This is a genomic window from Spirillospora sp. NPDC049024, from assembly GCF_040649235.1.
In the GTDB taxonomy this organism is placed as follows: Bacteria; Actinomycetota; Actinomycetes; order Streptosporangiales; family Streptosporangiaceae; genus Spirillospora.
In genome coordinates this window covers 1-17550 of record NZ_JBEZFD010000019.1, presented here as the reverse complement: position 1 = coordinate 17550, position 17550 = coordinate 1, and the positions used below count along the sequence as shown (strand labels likewise).

The window sequence follows — 17550 nt, the reverse complement described above, 5'->3', positions numbered from 1 at the left end:
GACGGATCCTCCGGGACTACACAGGGGAAGCTCGGAGGTATCTGCGTCGTAGACACCTGCTCGGACAGTTTCCTATCCCTCCCTCCTGTTCGTCAAACCCGACGAAACGGAATACCTACCTCCGTGCCCCTCCGCGAGCGGCTCACCTGCGGCGATACTGGGAGAGATGGACGACGAACCGATCTGGTACGTGGCGTACGGCTCGAACCTGTTCCGGGACAGGTTCCGCTGCTACCTGGCCGGCGGGCGGCCGAGCGGCGGGGCCCGCCACTACACGGGCTGCCGCGACCCCCGGCCCGCCCGCGCCGAGCGCCCGGTCACGGTCCCCGGCGGCATCTACTTCGCGCTGACGTCCCTGACCTGGGGCGGCGGCATGGCCTTCTACGACCCGGACCTCCCCGGGCGCGCCGCGGCCCGCGCCTACCTGCTCACCCGCCGCCAGTTCTGCGACGTCCTGTCCCAGGAGATGCGCCGCGGCGTCGGGGCCGACCACGACCTCGGCGAGGCCCTCGCCCGCGGCCGCCAGCGCCTCGGCCCCGGGCGCTACGAGACCGTCCTCAAGGTGGGGGAGCTCGGCGGCCGCCCCATGCTCACCTTCACCTCGCCCGAGCCGCACCCTCCGAACGCGCCCACCGCCCCCTACCTGGCGATGCTCGGCCGCGGCCTGCGCGAGGCGCACGGCTGGTCCGCCGCCCGCGCCGGCGCCTACCTCGCCGCCCGTCCCGGCGCGCGCGGCCACTGGGCCCCCGGGGAGGTCTCCGCCCTCCTCGGCTAGGTTCGAGCCATGAACCCCGGTGACGTCGTCGACGACTTCGAACTCCCCGACGAGACGGGCGAGGTGCGCAGCCTGACCGGCCTGCTGGCGAAGGGCCCCGTCGTCCTGTTCTTCTACCCGGCGGCCATGACCCCCGGCTGCACCGCCGAGGCCTGCCACTTCCGCGACCTGGTCGCCGAGCTCGCGGAGGCGGGCGCCCACCCGGTGGGCATCAGCGCCGACCCGGTCGCCAAGCAGAAGGAGTTCGCCGACGCGCACTCGCTCGGCTACCCGCTGCTGTCCGACCCGTCCGGAGAGGTCCGCGCGCGTTTCGGCGTCAAGCGGTCCCTGGCCCTCATGCCGACCAAGCGCCAGACGTTCGTGATCGACACCGACCGCCGCGTCCTCGCGGTGGTCAGGAGCGAGATCCGCATGAACGCCCACGCCGACAAGGCCCTGGAGGCGCTCAGGGCCCGTCGGGGCTGACCTCGCCGGAGACGACCGGCAGCGTGATCGCGGACGGGTGGCCGGGCGCGTGGAAGATCTCCTGGTCCGCGGTGAGCATCTCGGTGGCCGTGCCGATGGGGGCGCCGGTGCCGGGGTTGCGGGCCACGCGGGGGTAGGCGCCGCTGGCCACCTGCACGCGGACGCGGTGGCCGCGGCGGAAGCGGTGGCCGACCGGCCAGAGCTCGACGGCGACGCGGCGGACGCCGTCCTCCCCCGGCTCCGGGGAGCCGGGGACGAGGCGGCGCATGCCCTCGCAGAGGTTGAGGGACTCGCCCTCGGGCGTGACGTCGCAGAGCCGCACGACGAAGTCGGTGTGCTCGCGGTTCGAGCGGATGTGCAGGTCGGCGGTGACCGGGCCGATGACCTCCAGGTCCTCGTCCAGGACGCCCGAGGTGTAGGTCAGCACGTCCCGGCGGCGCTCCAGGCGCCGCTGGTCGGTGGACGGGTGCGTCTCACCGAGCAGAGTGGGCCCGCCGAGGAACGGCGTCGGGTGGTTCGGGTCGTAGCGGTAGGAGTCGGGCTCCGACTCCGGCGGCTCGCCGGGGGACAGCGCGCCCGCCGGCTGCAGGTGCCAGCGCTCCTCGCGCATGCCGGGGACGGGCCAGTCGGGGAACTCGCGCCACTCGTCCGCGCCGGTGACGAAGAGCCGGACGGGCTGCGCGCGGAGCCCGGACGGGTCGTCCAGCAGGTGGGCCCGGAACCATGCGATGGAGTCGTTGACCGAGCCGCGCATCATGCGCTGGTCGGCGTGGAACCAGGGGCCGATCGTCAGGTAGGGGCGCCGGCCGGCCGCGCGGAGGGCCGCGTAGTCCTTCATCTGCCACGGCAGGAAGATGTCGTACCAGCCGCCCGTCATGTTCACCGGCGCGGTGACGTGCGAGACGGTGGTGCTGAAGTCGCGCTTGTCCCAGAACGGGGTGTCGGGGCCGTTGACCAGCAGGTCCTGGAAGAACCGCTGCTGCCCGCCGGTCGCGAGCCGGTCGAGTTCGGCCAGCGGGCGTCCCGAGAGCGTGGCGCGGCGGGCGCGGCGCGGCGACATGATGCCGGTCGTGATGCCCGACAGGGAGTTCTTCATCCGCGCGGTCAGGTCGACCCAGATGAGCGCCGACTCCAGCGCGAACGTGCCGCCGACGTTGACGGCGTCCCGGAAGGTGGACGCCGTGACCTGCATCGACAGCGCCTTCAGTTCGGGCCCGGCCTCGGCGGCGACGGCCCACTGGACGTAGCCGAGGTAGCTCGGGCCGTGCATGGCGAACGTGCCGCCGAACCACGGCTGCGACCTCAGCCACTCGATGGTGGCGAGCCCGTCCTCGCGCTCGTCCAGCGCCTCGAAGACGCCGCCGGACCCGAAGCCGCCGCGCACGCTCTGCACCACGGCCTGGAAGCCGTGCGAGGCGAACCCCTGCCCGCACATGAGTCCGAACGGCCCGCGCCGCCCGTAGGGCGAGCGGACCAGCACCGTCGGCGCCCGCTCGACGTCGGCGGGCGAGTACCGGTCGGCCAGCAGCGTCACGCCGTCGGCGGCGGGCACCTCCAGGTCCCGCTCGACCGTCACCCGGTGGGGGCCGTTCCGCAGTCCCAGCGCCGTGACCCCGAGCCGGCGCATCACTCCCACACTCACCACTTGATCGATCGTAACCGGCAGGTCCGCGGGCCTTGCAGTCACATGTCCCGTGATGTGCCTCGCAGCGCCCCCGGTCTTCACTACGATCGTGGACGCTAACTCCGCAAAACGGACCTTTTGCATGCGGCGCAGCCGCCGGACAGAGGAGGAATCTTCCGCGTCATGGGTGTTCACCTGGGCGATCTGAGCTGGCAGCGAGGGGCGGCCGCGGTCGCCGTGCTGGTGATCGCGGTCGGGATCGCGGTGATCCTGCGGCTGCTGACCGGCAGGCTGTTCCGGCGGGCGGGCGACACCCGCTGGGCGTGGGACGACCTGGCCGCCCGCCTGGTCAAGGACCTCGCGGTGCCGGTCTCGGTGCTCCTCGGCCTGTGGGGCGCGGCCAAGGTGCTGGAACTGCCCCGGGGCACGCTGGACGTGACCGCGAAGGTGCTCACGGCCACCGCCATCCTCGTCGTGTCGCTGGCGATGGCCCGCCTGATCGCGGGCTCGGTCACCTCGATCGCGCTGGCCCGGCAGGGCGTCGCGGCGAACGTGACGATCTTCGCCAACATCACCCGGGTCGTGGTGATGTGCGTCGGCATCCTGGTGATGCTCCAGAGCCTCGGGATCTCGATCTCGCCGCTGCTCGGCGCCCTGGGCGTGGGCGGCCTCGCGGTCGCGCTCGCCCTCCAGGACACACTGGCCAACCTCTTCGCGGGCGTGCACGTCCTGGCGTCCAAGACGATCGAGCCGGGCGACTACATCAAGCTGAGCAGCGGCCAGGAGGGGTACGTCGTCGACATCAACTGGCGCAACACCTCCATCCGCACCTTGTCGGACAACATCGAGGTCATCCCGAACCAGCGGTTCTCCGACACGATCCTCACCAACTACCACCGCCCCGCCGAGGACATGTCGCTGCTGATCCAGGCCCGCGTGGCCTACGAGAGCGACCTGGAACGCGTCGAGAGCGTGGTCGTCGAGGTCGGCCAGGAGGTCATGAACGAGGTTCAGGGCGGCGTGAAGGACGCCGAGACCCTCGTGCGGTTCCACACCTTCGGCGACTCGTCGATCGGCTTCACCGTGATCCTGCGGACCGACGAGTTCGGCGACCAGTTCCGCCTGAAGCACGAGTTCGTCAAGCGGCTGCACCGCCGCTTCGCCAAGGAGGGCATCGAGATGCCCTACCCCCGCCGCCAGCTCATCCTGCCCGACGGCGAGGGGACGCACGGCCTGGTCAGCCGATGAACCGGACGTCGGGGTGGCGGGCCGACGGGCGGTCGAGGACCGGGCGGTGCCGCCCGCGCAGCGCCCGGTCGAAGAACGCCGTGACGTAGGCCCGGAGCGACGCCGTCATCCGGGCCGGATCGACCGTCCCGACGAGGGCGGCCCGCTGCTCGGCCGGAATGTCGAGCTTCTCGTCCAGCGCCGGCAGGACGGACTGGACGTCGGTGTAGGAGTAGTGGCTCGCGGCGGGCACGTTCAGGTCCCGCTTCCACCCGGTCGAGCGGCTCCAGAACGAGCCCCAGGACGGGCTGGTCAGGTGCGTCTGCGGGGAGCCGCCCGTGGCGGCCCCCATCAGCATGAACGGGCGGTCGAGCCCGGTCTCGGCGACCTCCACGAAGTCGTTCTCCGCGTACTGCATGGTGCCGTCCATGTCGATGCCCGCGTCCACGCGCCGGTCGGTGCGCATGGCCTCGGCCGCCTCGATGCCGCCCGCGGAGTGCCCGACCATGCCCACCCGGGACAGGTCGAGCGTCCGGCCGAGACCGCGGGGGAGGGCCCGCCCCTCGGCGTCGGGGTTGCGGCCGCCTCGCAGGGCGGCGAGCCGGTCGAGGACCAGCCGGGTGTCCTTCACGCGCGCGTCCAGCGCGGTCCTCAGCCGTTCGGGGCCCTGCGGCGGCAGGCGCTGCGGCTCGACGCGCCCGCCGGGGAACTCGACCGGGGCCGTCTCGTAGGTGTGGTCCACGGTCACCACCACGTACCCGCGGCTGGCCAGCTCCTCGGCGAGCGTGGTGCCGAGCGCGCGTGGGACGCCGAACCCGGGGGAGTACAGCACGACGGGCCTCGCGCGGCGCGCGTCGGCGGGGGCGCCTTCCGCGGCGTGGGTGCGGGTGGCCGCCCAGTCGACCGTCCCGGCCTTGAACACGCCGAGCGCGTCGACCTGGGAGAGCGCCCGCGCGACCCCGGGCCGCAGGTAGGGCGCCGCCGGCCCCGAGGCCCGCGCGGCCGGGTACCAGACGCCGACCATCAGCTCGCGGGTCCGGCCGGGCACCCACGGGTCGGGGCGCCCGGCGTCCACGAGGTGCAGCTCGGTCGTCCCGACGGCCCGGTGCGGGCCGGTGGGGCGGGGCAGTTCGAACGTCGCGGGCGCGGTGCCGGCGGTCTTCACCGCGTGGGCGGAGGCGCCGCACGCGGTCAGGACGAGCGGAAGGACGGCCGCGGCCGGGAGCAGGCGGCGGGAGACAGGTGATCGCATCCCCGCAGCCTCGCGGCCGCGGCCCCCCTCCCGGTCATGGACGAACGGCCGCCGCGGCCCCCGACTTTCGTCAGGGCCGGAGCTCTCGTCAGGGCCGGACGATCGGCATCAGCACCTCGTCGACGAGCGTCGCCAGGTCGTCGTCGGTGATCGGGCCGCCCTCGGTGAGGTTCCGGTACACCATCACGGACGGGCCGACGTCCGAGATCAGCCGGGTCGCGGCGTCCGGCCGGATCTCCCCGCGAGCGGCGGCCTCCTGGAGCGCCTCGTAGAGCAGTTCGCGGACGGGCCTGGACAGCCGGTCGCGCACGACGTCGTGGACGAGGCCCATCCCCTCGTCGCTCTCCGTCTTCAGCACCCGGAACGCGGCGCCGCGGCAGGCGATCAGCGTGTCGCGCAGGCAGCCCAGGATCTGGAGCATGTCCTCGCGCACCGAGCCGGTCGCCGGCGCGGTCGGCGGTTCGGGCAGGGCGTGCTTGAGCGCGTCGGTGATCAGCTCGTCCTTGGACCGCCAGCGCCGATAGAGCGCGGCCTTGCCGGTGCGGGCGCCGTTCGCGACGCCCTCCATGGTCAGCCCGCGGTAGCCGACCGCCTCCAGCTGGGCGAACACGGCGTCGAAGATCGCCGCCTCCAGGTCGCCGCCGCGGCGCCGGGTCGCGGGCGCCGCGTCGGTCGCGGCGGCCTTCGGGTTCCCGAGGTTCGCAGGAGTCACGGCACGATCCCGAAAATAGTGAACGCTAGCGTTCTCTTTCGTGCGCATCGGTGGTACGTTCCCCACATAGTGTACGTCGCCGTTCCTTATTTTCGGAGAGGTTCCCCTTGACCGCAGCCCACGGGCGGACGGCCGCACCCCGGGAGTCGACACCTCCCGGCGCCGCCGCGCCGCCCCTCCATCATCGTGCAGGAACCGTCCTCGCCGTCATCGTCGGCTGCCAGCTCATGATCGGCCTGGACACCTCCGTCGTCACCATCGCGCTCCCGGACGTCCGGGCGGGCCTCGGCCTGACCACCGGGGGCCTCGCCTGGATCCAGAACTCCTACATGCTCGCATTCGGCGGCCTGCTCCTGCTCGGCGGGCGCGCCGGGGACGTGTTCGGGCGCCGCCGCGCCTTCACCGCCGGGATCGTGCTGTTCACCGCCGCGTCGCTGGCCGGCGGGCTCGCGGAGGCGGGCTGGTGGCTGCTGGCCGCCCGCGCCGCCCAGGGCGTCGCCGCCGCCGTCGCCGCGCCGAGCGCGATGGCGCTGATCGCCACGAACTTCGCGGGCGCGGCCCGCGTCCGCGCGCTGAGCGTCTTCTCCGCGGTGACCGGCGCGGGTGCCGCCGTCGGCATGATCGTCGGCGGGGTGCTGACCGAGGCCGGGTCCTGGCGCTGGGTGTTCTTCGTGAACGTCCCGGTCGGCCTGGCGCTGGCCCTGGCCGCGCCGCGCGTCCTCACCGAGACGCCGCGCCGCCCCGGCCGCTTCGACGTGCTCGGCGCCGTCGTGTCCACGACCGGCATGACCGCCCTCGTCTACGCGCTGATCCGGGTCGGGTCCGACGACTGGGGCGACGGCCGGGCGGTCGCGGCGTTCGGGGCGGCGGCCGCCCTGCTCGCCGCCTTCGTGGCGGTGGAGTACCGCGCCGGCAGCCCGGTCATGCCGCTGTGGCTGCTGACGGGCCGCGACCGCGCCGCGTCCTACCTGACCCAGCTGTGCCTGGCGGCCGCCATGTTCGGCTCGTTCTTCTTCCTCACCCAGTACCTGCAGCAGGTGCTCGGCTACGGGCCGCTGCGCGCCGGCGCCGCGTTCCTGCCGATGGTGGGGATGCAGTTCCTCGTCGTGCGGACCGCGCCGCGGCTGCTGGCCCGCCTCGGCGCCCGCCCGCTCGTCGTCGCCGGGACGCTCCTCGTCGGCGCCGGGCTGCTGTGGCTGTCGCTGCTGTCGCCGGGGGACGGCTACGCCGGCGCGCTGCTGGCGCCGTTCGTCCTGATGGGGGCGGGCGGCGGGCTGTCGATCCTGCCGCTGAACGCGACGATCCTGGGCAGCGTCGAGCCGGAGCAGTCGGGTGCGGCGGCGGGGGTCGCGCAGACCATGCTGTGGTCGGGCGGGTCGCTCGGCTCGGCCGTCATGGTGACGGCCTACGGGTCCTCCTCGTCCGGCCGCGGCCTCGCGGGGACCGTCGACGGGATGGACGCGGCGTTCGCGACCGGCGCGGCCTTCGCCGCCGCCGCGCTGCTGGTGGCGCTGGTCGTGCTGCGCGTCCGGCGCTGAGGCTCACGCGGGCGGGGGAGCGACCTCCTCGAACCAGGCGAGCAGCTCGGTGTCGCCGACCAGCCGCGCGGTGTCGGCGGCCGACGGCGACCCCGCCAGCGGGTCGGCCCCCGCCTCCAGCAGGGCCCGCACGACCTCGGTCTCCCGCTTGAACACCGCGCCCGCGAGCGGCCGGTGGCCGAGGTCGTTGGCCCGGTCGGGGTCGGCGCCGCGCAGCGTGAGCGCCCGGACGGTCTCCGGATGCCCGTGGCAGGCCGCGTGCATGAGCAGGGTCTCGCCCCGGTGGTCGGACAGGTTCACCGGCACCCCGGCGTCCACGTGGGACAGGATCCCCCGCGTGTCGCCGGCGCGCGCCATCTCGAACAGCCGCCTCGCGACCTCGTCGGAACCGGGCCGGGAGCCGTCCCCGAGGGGGAGCTCGCTGTCGGCGGTGAGGAGCCCGCCCAGGCTGTCCTCCCCGTAGGTGAGGCGCTTCTCCAGCGCGACCAGCGCCCCGTCCTCGGGGAACGAGGCGAACCGGACGTCGTCGGCCAGCGCCCGCATGATCATCAGTCCGCGCCCGTTCTCCGCGGACGGGTCGGGCGGCGCGAAGCGCGCGGCGTCGAACCCCGTGCCGGAGTCGATCACCTTGATCACGCAGCGCCGGTCCTGGATCATCGCCCGCACGGTGTAGTCCGCCCCGTGCTCGGCGTGCTTGATCACGTTGGTGCACGCCTCGGTCAGCATCATCTCGATGTCGTCGCGGATGTGGCCCTCGACACCGAGCGCGGCGAGCGCCGCGTCCAGGAGCTTTCGCGTCGCCGGAACGCTGGCCACGTCCCGCGGAAGCACGAGGTCCATGGTGATTTCCACATCATCTCCATCCGTCCCCATGAATCGTGCCCCACCGGCCGCGATGAAACATGGGACGGACGGTCAGCGCGGGTCGGCGGGCCTCGGCGCGTACTCGTCCACGTACTCCTGGCCCGACAGCCGCTGGATCGCCTCCATGATCTCGTCGGTGACCTCCCGGGCCGCCCGGCCGCGCGGCACGCCCTTGTCCCGGTCGCGGAAGTCCATCGGCGCGCCGATGCGCAGCCCGATCCGGCCCGGCCGAGGGACGGCCTGCCCCCGGGGCTGCACCTTGTCGGTCCCCTCGATCGCCACCGGGACGACGGGCGCCCCGGTACGCATCGCCAGGCGCGCCACGCCCGTCCGGCCGCGGTAGAGCCGCCCGTCCGGCGACCGCGTGCCCTCGGGGTGGATCGCGAACACGCCGCCGCCCTCCAGCACCGCCGCCGAGGTCTCCAGCGCGTCGAGCGCGGCCCGCCCGCCGGACCGGTCGACCGCGATGGCGCCGACGCTGCGGAAGAACGTCGCGGTGGCGCGGCCCCGCAGGCCCGTCCCGGTGAAGTACTCGTGCTTGCCGAGGAAGTGGACCCGCCGCGGCACCATCAGCGGCAGCACGAACGAGTCGAGGAACGCCAGGTGGTTCGCCGCGAGGATCACCGGCCCGATCCGCGGGACGTGCCGCAGGCCGCGCACGCTCGGCAGGAACGCGACGCGCATCGCGGGTCCCATGACCACATGCTTCATGAGGGGATAGATCAGGCGTTCGGGGTCCATGTCCGAGCAGGCTATGGTGCGCGCCGTACCGCCGCCGTTGGCGCCCGATACAAGTTCGGCGTCCGGGATCTTGTAGGAACCCGCACTTGCCCCGCCCCGCGGGTCAGCCCCCGGCGGCGGCCGCGTTCAGCTGCCGGACCAGCTTGCGGACCGCGACCGCCGCCGGCCCGGTCCGCGCCGTCAGCTCGTCGATCCGCCGCCGGTGCCGCCGCCGGTCCGCCCCCGGCAGGACGGTCTTCAGCTCGCCCGCCGCCGCCAGCGCCACCGCCGCGGCGTCGTAGCTGTTCACGTGCGCCACCGGACGCCCCCGCAGCGCCGACGACGCCCCGCCCCACAGCGCCTTCACCACCCGGGGGTCCTTCACGGTGACCTCGTCGCGCGGGAACAGGCCGAGGACCCTGCGCGAGCGGACCCTGATCCAGCCGCCGCGCACCAGCTCGCCGCGCACCGCCGGCACGATGGCCCGGGCGTCCTTGCGCACCCAGTGCTGCCACGACCGGGGCCGCGACGCCGCGATCTGCGCCAGCACGCCGTACGGGTCGTCGCCCGGCGTTCCCGGGACGGGCCTGCGCCGCTCCTCGCCGAGCCGCCCGTCCAGGTACAGCTCGGTCAGCGCGGCGGCGCGCAGCACGTAGCCGAGCCGCGCGCCGCCCCTGGTCATCCGCTGCTTGCGCAGGTCGTACGCCAGCAGGTACATCCGCGCCGGCAGCGAGTCCGGAACATCGACCATGGCTAGTCCTCGCCCCCGCCCTCCGGCGGGCTTCCCTCGTCATCGTCCCGGGCCTTGCGCGGCCGCCCGGGCCTCCGCATCCGTCCCGCCGACCCGGGCATCCGCCCCGCGTCCGCGAGCGCCTTGCGCAGCAGGAACTCGATCTGCGCGTTGGTGCTGCGCAGCTCGTCCCCGGCCCACCGCGCCAGCGCGTCGTGCACGGCCGGGTCGAGCCGCAGCAGGATCTTCTTGCGCTCCGCCACCGGTCGCCGCGGTCACTGGTAGAGCGAGCCGGTGTTGACCACCGGCTGGGCGTCCCGGTCGGCGCACAGCACCACCAGCAGGTTGCTGACCATCGCCGCCTTGCGCTCCTCGTCCAGGTCGACCACGTTCTCCTCGTCCAGCCGGTCGAGCGCGAGCTGCACCATCCCGACCGCGCCCTCCACGATCCGCTGCCGCGCCGCCACCACCGCGCCCGCCTGCTGCCGGCGCAGCATCGCCTGCGCGATCTCCGGCGCGTACGCCAGCCGGGTGATCCGCGACTCGATGATCTTCACGCCGGCGGACGCGACCCGCTGCGCCAGCTCCTCCGACAACTGCCCGGTGATCTCGTCGGCATTGTCGCGCAGCGAGGTCCGGTCGTGGGCGTCATAGGGGAAGCTGCCCGCGATGTGCCGGACGGCGGCCTCGGTCTGGAACGCCACGAACTCCACGAAGTCGTCCACCTCGAACACGGCCCGCGCGGTGTCGGCCACCTGCCACACCACCACGGCCGAGATCTCGATCGGGTTCCCGTCCAGGTCGTTGACCTTCGCGAGCCCGGTCTCGTGGTTGCGGATCCGCGTCGACACCTTGCGCCGCTCCGTCAGCGGGTTCACCCACCGCAGCCCGTCGGTGCGCACCGTCCCCTTGTACCGCCCGAGCAGTTGCAGCACCCGCGCCTCACCGGGCGCCACCGGCGTCAGCCCCACCGAGACGACCAGCCCGGCCACCCCCAGCAGCGACCCGACCACGACCCCCGCCGAGAAGGCGGCGGCCCCGCCGACCAGCACCCCGGCGACCACCGCCGCCGCTCCCGCCAGGACCAGCAGCAGCGCACCCCCGAGCATCCCCCACCCGCTCCGGTCCGCCGCCGCCCACTCACTGATCTTCGGCCGTGGCATCTCCACCCCCGCCGCCGCGTCCCCCATCCGTTCCTCCCTCTCCCGAGTTATCACCGACATAGCAAAGTGATATCACATTTTCCGGTCCGGGGAAACGGCCGGGACCTTCCGGGCACACCGTGATCCCGCCCGTCGTCCGGGCGGGGCCACGGCGGTCAGTGGGCCGAGACGAGCTCGGGCTCCTCGGTTTCGGGGATCACCTTGGGGACGTTCCGGAGGGTGATCAGGGCGAAGGCCGCGACCAGGACGGCGAAGCCGGCGCTGCAGGTGAGGGCGGCGTGCATGCCGTCCACGAAGGCGTCGCGGGCGGCGGCGGCGACCTGGGCGGCGAGGGTGCCGGGCAGGTTCGCGGCCGTCTGGAGCGCGGCGCCGAGGGAGTCGCGGGCGGCGGAGGCGGCCGGGGCGGGGACGCCGGCGGGCAGGTCCAGGACGTTCCGGTACACCGCGTTCAGGACGCTGCCGAGGACGGCCATGCCGAGCGCGCCGCCGAGTTCGGTGGCCGTCTCGGAGATCGCGGACGCGGCGCCGGAGCGGTCCTTCGGGACCGACGCGAGGACGGTGTCGGCGGTGACCGTCATCGCGAGCCCCATCCCGATGCCGGACAGCAGCATCGCGGGGACCATCGCCCAGTAGGAGGTGTGCAGGCCGATCGTCGTGAAGAGGGCGAAGCCGCCGGCGGAGACCAGCATGCCCAGCGCGACGACGCGGGCGCGGCCGAGCGCGCCGATGAGCGGCGGGGCGAGCGCGGCGCCGCCGATCATGGCGCCCGCGGCGCCGGGCAGGCCCGCCAGGCCCGCCTTCAGCGGCGACCAGCCGAGCGCGAGCTGGAAGAACAGCGAGAAGATCAGCGACTGGGCGACCAGGGCGAACATCGCGAACATGTTGGTGCCGATGGACCCGGTGAACGCGGCGCGGCGGAACAGCCGGACGTCGATCAGCGGCTCGGCCGCGCGGGTCTGCCGGACGAGGAACGCGGCGAGCGAGACGGCGCCGACCAGCGCCGCGACCGGGACCTGGAGCTCGTCCACGCCGTGCGCGGCGGCCTCCTTGATCGCGTAGACGAGGCCGAGGACGCCGAGCACCGACAGCGGCACGCTGAGCAGGTCGAGGCGGCCGGGCACGGGGCCCCGCGACTCGGGCAGCACGGCCGCGCCGGCGACGAACGCCACCGCCATCAGCGGCACGTTGATCATGAAGACGGAGCCCCACCAGAAGTGGTCGAGCAGGGCGCCGCCGATGACGGGGCCGAGCCCGACCGCGAGCCCGGCGACGCCGCTGAACGCGCCGACCGCCATCGTCCGCTCCTTCGGCTCGGTGAACGCGCGCCGCAGCAGCGACAGGCAGGACGGCATGAGCGTCGCCCCGGCGACCCCGAGCAGCGCGCGGGCCGCGATCAGCAGTTCGGCGCTCGGCGCGTAGGCGGTCACGGCGGACGCGGCGGCGAACACCGCCGTCCCGATCAGCAGCAGCCTCTTGTGGCCGATGCGGTCGCCGACGCCGCCCATGGTGATCAGCAGGCCGGCGAGCGCGAACCCGTAGGCGTCGGCGATCCACAGGATCTGCGTGGCCGAGGGGTGCAGGTCCGCCGACAGGTGCGGGACGGCCTGGTTCAGCGCGGTCAGGTCGATGTTCGGCACGAGGGCGACGAGGAGGCAGATCGCGAAGGTGCCCCACTTGCGGGCTGAGGAGTTCATGCCCGTGAGGTTCGCGGGCCGCGCTGACCGTCCGCGCACCGTCCGCTGACGGCGCCGGCGCCGCCCGGTCAGCCGCCGGTGAGCAGGGCGAGGGCCTTCTCGCGGGGGAGGGCGGCGCCCCGGGTGTGGGCCGCCTCGTAGGCGTCGCCGCCGAGGAGGGCCCGGGCCTGCGACGTGACGCGCTCGGTGTCGGGGTCGCCCGCCGCCTCGACGCCCCGCAGCGCCATGGCCGCGCCGAGGAGCAGTGCGGCGCGCTCCCCGTCCCCGTCCCGTGCGGCCAGGCCCGCCAGGGCGACCGCCGCGTCCGCCTGGTAGCCGAAGATCGGGTGGTCGAACGACATGTCGACCGCCTCGCGCAGCAGGGCCCCGGCCCGTGCGGCGTCGCCCTCGTCCGCCGCGAGCCAGCCGAGCCCGACCAGCGCCGCGCCCCGCACGCCGGCGGCGATGAAGCGCTCGGAGGAGTAGCCGGTCACCGCCGCCTCGTACATCCGGCGCGCCTCGGCGGCGTCCCCGCGCAGCCGCGCGACGTCGCCGAGCCCCTTGCACCCCCCGGCGATCTTGTCGGGGGTGCCGGCCCGGCGGGCCAGCTCGACGCCGCGCTCGTAGTCCGCCCGCGCCGCGTCCAGGTCGCCGGCGTGGACGTGGACGGCGGCGCGCTGGTAGAGCAGGTCGGCGGTGTCCTCCAGCGCGCCGAGCTCGCCGACCAGCTCCAGGGCCTCGTCCAGCAGAGCGAGGGCCCGCTCCCGGTCGCCGCGCCGGTCGGCGAGCTGGGCGAGCGGGTCGAGCGAGTTGGCGGTGCCCCAGCGGTCACCGCAGGCCCGGAACCCGCGCACCGCCTCCTCGCACGCACGCTCCGTCTCGGCCAGGTCGCCGCTGAACTGGGCGAGGAACCCGTCGCTCATCCGCAGCAGCGCGCGGGTCCACGGCTCGTCCCCGACCTGCCTCTGGAAGACCTCGTGGTCGGTGCGCTCGGGCCCCGCGGTCAGCGCCCACAGCACGATGACCGCCGGGTACCGCACCGGACCGTCGATACCGCGCAGCAGCTCCGCGGCCCGGTCGAGCCACGCCACCGCGCGCTCGCCCGTGGCACCGCCCGACACCGCGTTCGTGACGCACAGGACGTACTCCTCGCCGAGCCCCTCCGGCGGATCGGTGCCGACCACGTCCAGCAGCTCCGACGCCAGCGGCGCGCCCTCGACGCGTCCCCGCAGCCACCAGTACCACGACAGCGGCGCCATGAGCCGGAGCGCCAGCACCGGGTCGGCGCGCGTGCACCGCCGCAGCGCCGCGTGCAGGTTCCCGTGGTCGGCGGCCAGCAGCCCCAGCCACTCCAGCTGGCCGGCGCCCCGCAGGTGGGGCTCCGCGCGGCGGGCGAGGTCGGCGAAGTACTCGGCGTGGGCCCGTTCGAAGCGTTCCGCCTCACCGGCCGCGGCGAGCCGCTCGGCGCAGAACGCCCGCACGGTGTCGAGCATCCGGTACCGGGACCCGTCGCTCTGCACCAGCGACTTGTCGGCCAGCTCCACCAGCAGGTCGTCGGCGTCGTCCAGGCCGCACACGCCCATCGCCGCCTCCAGCGTGAACGCCCCGGCGAACACCGTCAGCCGCCGCGCGAGGGTCTGCTCCGCCTCGTCCAGCAGGTCCCAGCTCCACTCCACGACCGCCCGGAGCGTCTGGTGGCGCCGCGGCGCCGTCCGGTTGCCGCGCGACAGCAGCCGGAACCGGTCGTCCAGCCGCGTCGCGACCTCCGCCACCGGCAGCGACCTGAGCCGCGCCGCCGCCAGCTCGATCGCCAGCGGCAGCCCGTCCAGCGCCCGGCAGATCGCGAGGACGGCCGCGGCGTTGGCCCCGTCCACCGCGAAACCCGGCCGCACCGCTTCGGCCCGGTCCAGGAACAGCCGCACGGCCGGATAGCCGGGCAGCTCCTCCGGGCGCGCGTCGACGGGCGGGACCTTCAGCGGCGGCAACGGCCGCAACGCCTCACCCGTGATCGCGAGGGCCTCCCGGCTGGTCGCCAGCACCCGCAGCTCCGGGCACGCGCTCAGCAGCCGGTGCGTCAGCTCCGCCACGGGCGCGACGACGTGCTCGCAGTTGTCCAGGACGAGCAGGGCCCGCCGCCCCTCCAACGCCGTGACCAGCCGCTCCACCGCGTCCGGCGGCTGCTCGCCGGGCATCGGCCGCATCCCGCCCTCGCGCAGCCCGAGCGCCGCGAGCACCGCGTTCGCCACCTCGCCCCCGGCGACGGGCGCGAGGTCGGCGAAGCACGCCTCGCCGCCGTACCGCCCCGCCGCCTCGATCGCCAGCCGCGTCTTGCCCGCGCCGCCCGGCCCGAGCAGGGTGACGAGCCGCCCGTCCGCGAGCATCTTCCCGACGCGGCGCAGCTCCTCCTCCCGCCCGATGAAGCTCGTGAGCTGCGCCGGCAGGTTCGGCCGGACGGCCGCCGGAGCCTCCCCGCGCAGGATCGCCAGGTGGACGTCCGCCAGTTCCCGCGACGGGTCGGCGCCGAGCTCCTCGGCCAGTACCGTCCGGCCGTCCTCGAACACCGCGAGCGCCTCGGCCTGCCGCCCGCTCCGGTGCAGCGCCCGCATGAGCAGCGCCCGCGCCCGCTCCCGCAGCGGCTGCGCGTCGACCAGGTCGCGCAGCACCGGCACCACCGCGCCGGGGTCCTCGGCGAGCATCGCCTCGCCGTACTCCTCGACGGCCGAGGCCCGCTCCTCCTCCAGCCGCGCCGCCTGCCCGGCCGCGAACGGCGCGGACACGTCGGCCAGCGCGGGCCCCCGCCACAGGCCGAGCGCCTCCCGGAGCAGCCCGGCCGCCTCGTGCCGCCCGGCCGCCTTCGCGTCGGCCACGAGCCGCTGGAACCGGTGGACGTCGACGTCCTCCCGCCGCACGGCGATCCGGTACCCGGCGGCCGTCCCCTCGACCAGCGCCGCGTCGCCCAGCCCCCGCCGCAGGCGCGACACCTGCGACTGCAGGGCGTTGGCCGCCCCGCTCGGCGGGTCCTCCCCGTACAGGCCGTCGATGAGCCGCTCGGTCGGGACGATCCGTCCCGCGTCGAGGAGGAGCATCGCCAGCAACGCCCGCACCAGCGGCCCGCCCACCGGCACGGCGGCCTCGCCGGCCCGGACCTCGACGGGTCCCAGTACGCCGAACTGCATCCCAGGATTCTCCCGCATTACGGTGGTTCCACCGACCTTCGGAGGGACGCGCCATGACCGAGATCGAGATCGTCACCGACTTCCTGTCCGCACTCGAGGACCTCGACGTCGACCGCGCCATGACCCACGCCGCCCCGGGCATGGTCTACCAGAACGTCCCGCTCCCGCCCGCGCGCGGCAGCCACGCGGTCGAGAAGACCCTGCGCGCCATGACCCGCTACGGCACCGGCTTCGAGGCCCGCGTCCGCAACATCGCCGCGAACGGCCCCGTCGTCCTCACCGAGCGCACCGACGTCCTGGAGAGGGGCTCCTGGCGCGCCGAGTTCTGGGTCTGCGGCACCTTCGAGGTCCACGACGACCGCATCACGCTGTGGCGCGACTACTTCGACTGGACGACCTTCCTGGCCGCCTCCGCCAAGGGCCTAGGCGGCGCCCTCCTCGCCGCCCTCAACCCCCGCCCGAAGACCACCACGCGGTGACTCCGGCTAAGCGGTCGACCTGCCTCCTTGACGCCCGAGGGGGAGAGCGGGAGCGGCCCGTGACGGACGCTCGGGAGCGCCGCCACGGGCCGCTGGGTCGGGGAGAGGGTCAGGTGGAAGCGGACAGGTCGAGTTCCTTCACCTTGGGGTCGCCTTCGTCGGCGAGGTAGTCCGCCGCGCGGGTGGCGTCCTCGCCGTCGGCGAGCTTGGCGGCGCGGCAGACCAGGGTGCCGGCGATCGCGACCACCACGTTGACGGCGAGTGCGAGCATGCCGGTGTAGATCGCCATCTTGGTGTCCAGGCCGAGGTCGCTGAGGGGGTAGGCCGAGCCGCCGAAGTGCTCCTTGCCCTTGGCGGGGTTGGGGATCTGGTAGAGCATCCACAGGCCCGCGGTCATGCCGGCGGCCCAGCCGGCGATGAGGGCGCCGCGGTGGAACCAGCGGGTGAGCAGGCCGAGCCCGACGGCCGGGAGGGTCTGCAGGATGATGACGCCGCCGATGAGCTGCAGGTCGATGGAGAACTGCGGGTCGAGCGCGAGGATGCACACGACCGCGCCCGCCTTGACGATCAGCGAGACCAGCTTGCTGACCGTGGCCTCCTGCTTCGCGGTGGCGTCCCGGTTGATGTACTCCTTGTAGATGTTGCGGGTGAACAGGTTCGCCGCGGCGATCGACATGATCGCGGCCGGGACCAGGGCGCCGATGCCGACGGCGGCGAACGCCACGCCGGCGAACCAGTCGGGGAACATGTGGTCGAACAGCAGCGGGACCACGGTGTTGGTGTCGGGTTTGCCGTTGGTGCTGACCGGTTTGACGCCGGCGGCGATGGCCATGTAGCCGAGCAGGGCGATCAGGCCGAGGACGAAGCTGTAGGCGGGCAGCGCGGCCATGTTGCGCTTGATGACGTTTCGGCTGCGGCTGGCCAGCACGCCGGTGATGCTGTGGGGGTAGAGGAACAGCGCCATCGCCGAGCCGAGCGCGAGCATGGCGTAGTTGAGCTGGCCGCTGCCGGCGATGGTGATGCCGTCGCCGGGCGCGGGGGTCTTGTCGAACTTGGTCTTGGCGGCGTCGAAGATGTCGCCCCAGCCGCCGAGTTTGGCCGGGATGTACAGCACCGCGACGATGATGACCAGGTAGATCAGCACGTCCTTGA

General features: G+C 74.2%; 16 protein-coding genes. 5 read left to right on the top strand and 11 right to left on the bottom strand.

From position 1 onward, the window contains the following. Positions 1–166 precede the first annotated feature (166 nt). Together AB0C21_RS30270 and AB0C21_RS30265 are read left to right on the top strand one after the other, a co-directional pair. Complete coding sequence (locus AB0C21_RS30270) at positions 167–775, top strand: histone deacetylase (protein WP_500208789.1); 609 nt, start codon at positions 167–169, stop codon at positions 773–775. 9 nt (positions 776–784) lie between these two features. Then, positions 785–1240 (top strand): peroxiredoxin, encoded by a 456-nt coding sequence (locus tag AB0C21_RS30265; RefSeq protein ID WP_500208788.1) that lies wholly within the window; start codon positions 785–787, stop codon positions 1238–1240. Here the strand turns inward: AB0C21_RS30265 and AB0C21_RS30260 are convergent. Further along, positions 1221–2885, bottom strand: a complete 1665-nt coding sequence (locus tag AB0C21_RS30260) for a CocE/NonD family hydrolase (protein ID WP_500208787.1) — start codon at positions 2883–2885, stop codon at positions 1221–1223. The two genes, AB0C21_RS30265 and AB0C21_RS30260, sit on opposite strands and share 20 nt — an antisense overlap. 162 nt (positions 2886–3047) lie before the next feature. Here AB0C21_RS30260 and AB0C21_RS30255 point away from each other — a divergent pair, with 162 nt between their 5' ends. Continuing rightward, positions 3048–4112, top strand: a complete 1065-nt coding sequence (locus AB0C21_RS30255) for a mechanosensitive ion channel family protein (RefSeq protein ID WP_500208786.1) — start codon at positions 3048–3050, stop codon at positions 4110–4112. Here AB0C21_RS30255 and AB0C21_RS30250 read toward each other — a convergent pair. Beyond that, positions 4102–5343 carry an alpha/beta hydrolase family protein gene (locus AB0C21_RS30250; protein ID WP_500208784.1) on the bottom strand — a complete coding sequence of 414 codons (1242 nt, stop codon included), beginning with the start codon at positions 5341–5343 and terminating at the stop codon, positions 4102–4104. The genes AB0C21_RS30255 and AB0C21_RS30250 overlap by 11 nt on opposite strands. Positions 5344–5431: 88 nt before the next feature. After that, a complete protein-coding gene (locus AB0C21_RS30245; RefSeq protein WP_500208783.1) occupies positions 5432–6055 on the bottom strand; it encodes a TetR/AcrR family transcriptional regulator in 624 nt (207 codons plus the stop codon). A 107-nt stretch (positions 6056–6162) separates the two neighbouring features. Between AB0C21_RS30245 and AB0C21_RS30240 the strand changes: the two genes are divergently transcribed. Then, a complete protein-coding gene (locus tag AB0C21_RS30240) occupies positions 6163–7593 on the top strand; it encodes an MFS transporter (protein ID WP_500208782.1) in 1431 nt (476 codons plus the stop codon). A gap of 3 nt (positions 7594–7596) precedes the next feature. On the opposite strand, the gene AB0C21_RS30235 is transcribed toward AB0C21_RS30240, so the two are convergent. From AB0C21_RS30235 to AB0C21_RS30205, 7 genes are all read right to left on the bottom strand, one after another. Continuing rightward, the gene (locus tag AB0C21_RS30235; RefSeq protein WP_500208781.1) at positions 7597–8445 is read right to left on the bottom strand and encodes an ATP-binding protein; all 849 of its coding nucleotides are present in this window, start codon (positions 8443–8445) and stop codon (positions 7597–7599) included. 63 nt (positions 8446–8508) lie between these two features. Beyond that, positions 8509–9198: a lysophospholipid acyltransferase family protein gene (locus AB0C21_RS30230; protein WP_500208780.1), complete on the bottom strand. Its 690-nt coding sequence runs from the start codon at positions 9196–9198 to the stop codon at positions 8509–8511. A gap of 103 nt (positions 9199–9301) precedes the next feature. Continuing rightward, on the bottom strand, positions 9302–9928 hold the full coding sequence (locus AB0C21_RS30225) for a GOLPH3/VPS74 family protein (protein WP_500208775.1): 627 nt from the start codon (positions 9926–9928) through the stop codon (positions 9302–9304). A 2-nt stretch (positions 9929–9930) separates the two neighbouring features. Continuing rightward, positions 9931–10170, bottom strand: a complete 240-nt coding sequence (locus tag AB0C21_RS30220) for a type II toxin-antitoxin system antitoxin (protein WP_149263590.1) — start codon at positions 10168–10170, stop codon at positions 9931–9933. Positions 10171–10182: 12 nt separating this feature from the next. Further along, positions 10183–11097, bottom strand: a complete 915-nt coding sequence (locus tag AB0C21_RS30215) for an SPFH domain-containing protein (RefSeq protein WP_500208773.1) — start codon at positions 11095–11097, stop codon at positions 10183–10185. A 128-nt stretch (positions 11098–11225) separates the two neighbouring features. Continuing rightward, positions 11226–12764: an MFS transporter gene (locus tag AB0C21_RS30210; RefSeq protein ID WP_500208772.1), complete on the bottom strand. Its 1539-nt coding sequence runs from the start codon at positions 12762–12764 to the stop codon at positions 11226–11228. 68 nt (positions 12765–12832) lie between these two features. After that, on the bottom strand, positions 12833–15919 hold the full coding sequence (locus tag AB0C21_RS30205; protein WP_500208770.1) for an ATP-binding protein: 3087 nt from the start codon (positions 15917–15919) through the stop codon (positions 12833–12835). 53 nt (positions 15920–15972) lie between these two features. On the opposite strand from AB0C21_RS30205, the gene AB0C21_RS30200 reads away from it, so the two are divergent. After that, positions 15973–16398 (top strand): limonene-1,2-epoxide hydrolase family protein, encoded by a 426-nt coding sequence (locus tag AB0C21_RS30200; RefSeq protein ID WP_500208769.1) that lies wholly within the window; start codon positions 15973–15975, stop codon positions 16396–16398. 109 nt (positions 16399–16507) lie between these two features. Here the strand turns inward: AB0C21_RS30200 and AB0C21_RS30195 are convergent. After that, a partial coding sequence (locus AB0C21_RS30195; protein ID WP_500208768.1) for a sodium:solute symporter family protein occupies positions 16508–17550 on the bottom strand: 1043 nt, incomplete at its 5' end.

Excerpts from the sequence above, each read along its gene's own strand:
- AB0C21_RS30270 (WP_500208789.1), top strand. The coding sequence starts at position 167 with ATGGACGACGAACCGATCTGGTACGTGGCGTACGGCTCGAACCTGTTC.
- AB0C21_RS30265 (WP_500208788.1), top strand. The coding sequence starts at position 785 with ATGAACCCCGGTGACGTCGTCGACGACTTCGAACTCCCCGACGAGACG.
- AB0C21_RS30255 (WP_500208786.1), top strand. The coding sequence starts at position 3,048 with ATGGGTGTTCACCTGGGCGATCTGAGCTGGCAGCGAGGGGCGGCCGCG.
- AB0C21_RS30250 (WP_500208784.1), bottom strand. The coding sequence starts at position 5,343 with ATGCGATCACCTGTCTCCCGCCGCCTGCTCCCGGCCGCGGCCGTCCTT.
- AB0C21_RS30230 (WP_500208780.1), bottom strand. The coding sequence starts at position 9,198 with ATGGACCCCGAACGCCTGATCTATCCCCTCATGAAGCATGTGGTCATG.
- AB0C21_RS30225 (WP_500208775.1), bottom strand. The coding sequence starts at position 9,928 with ATGGTCGATGTTCCGGACTCGCTGCCGGCGCGGATGTACCTGCTGGCG.
- AB0C21_RS30215 (WP_500208773.1), bottom strand. The coding sequence starts at position 11,097 with ATGGGGGACGCGGCGGCGGGGGTGGAGATGCCACGGCCGAAGATCAGT.
- AB0C21_RS30210 (WP_500208772.1), bottom strand. The coding sequence starts at position 12,764 with ATGAACTCCTCAGCCCGCAAGTGGGGCACCTTCGCGATCTGCCTCCTC.
- AB0C21_RS30205 (WP_500208770.1), bottom strand. The coding sequence starts at position 15,919 with ATGCAGTTCGGCGTACTGGGACCCGTCGAGGTCCGGGCCGGCGAGGCC.
- AB0C21_RS30200 (WP_500208769.1), top strand. The coding sequence starts at position 15,973 with ATGACCGAGATCGAGATCGTCACCGACTTCCTGTCCGCACTCGAGGAC.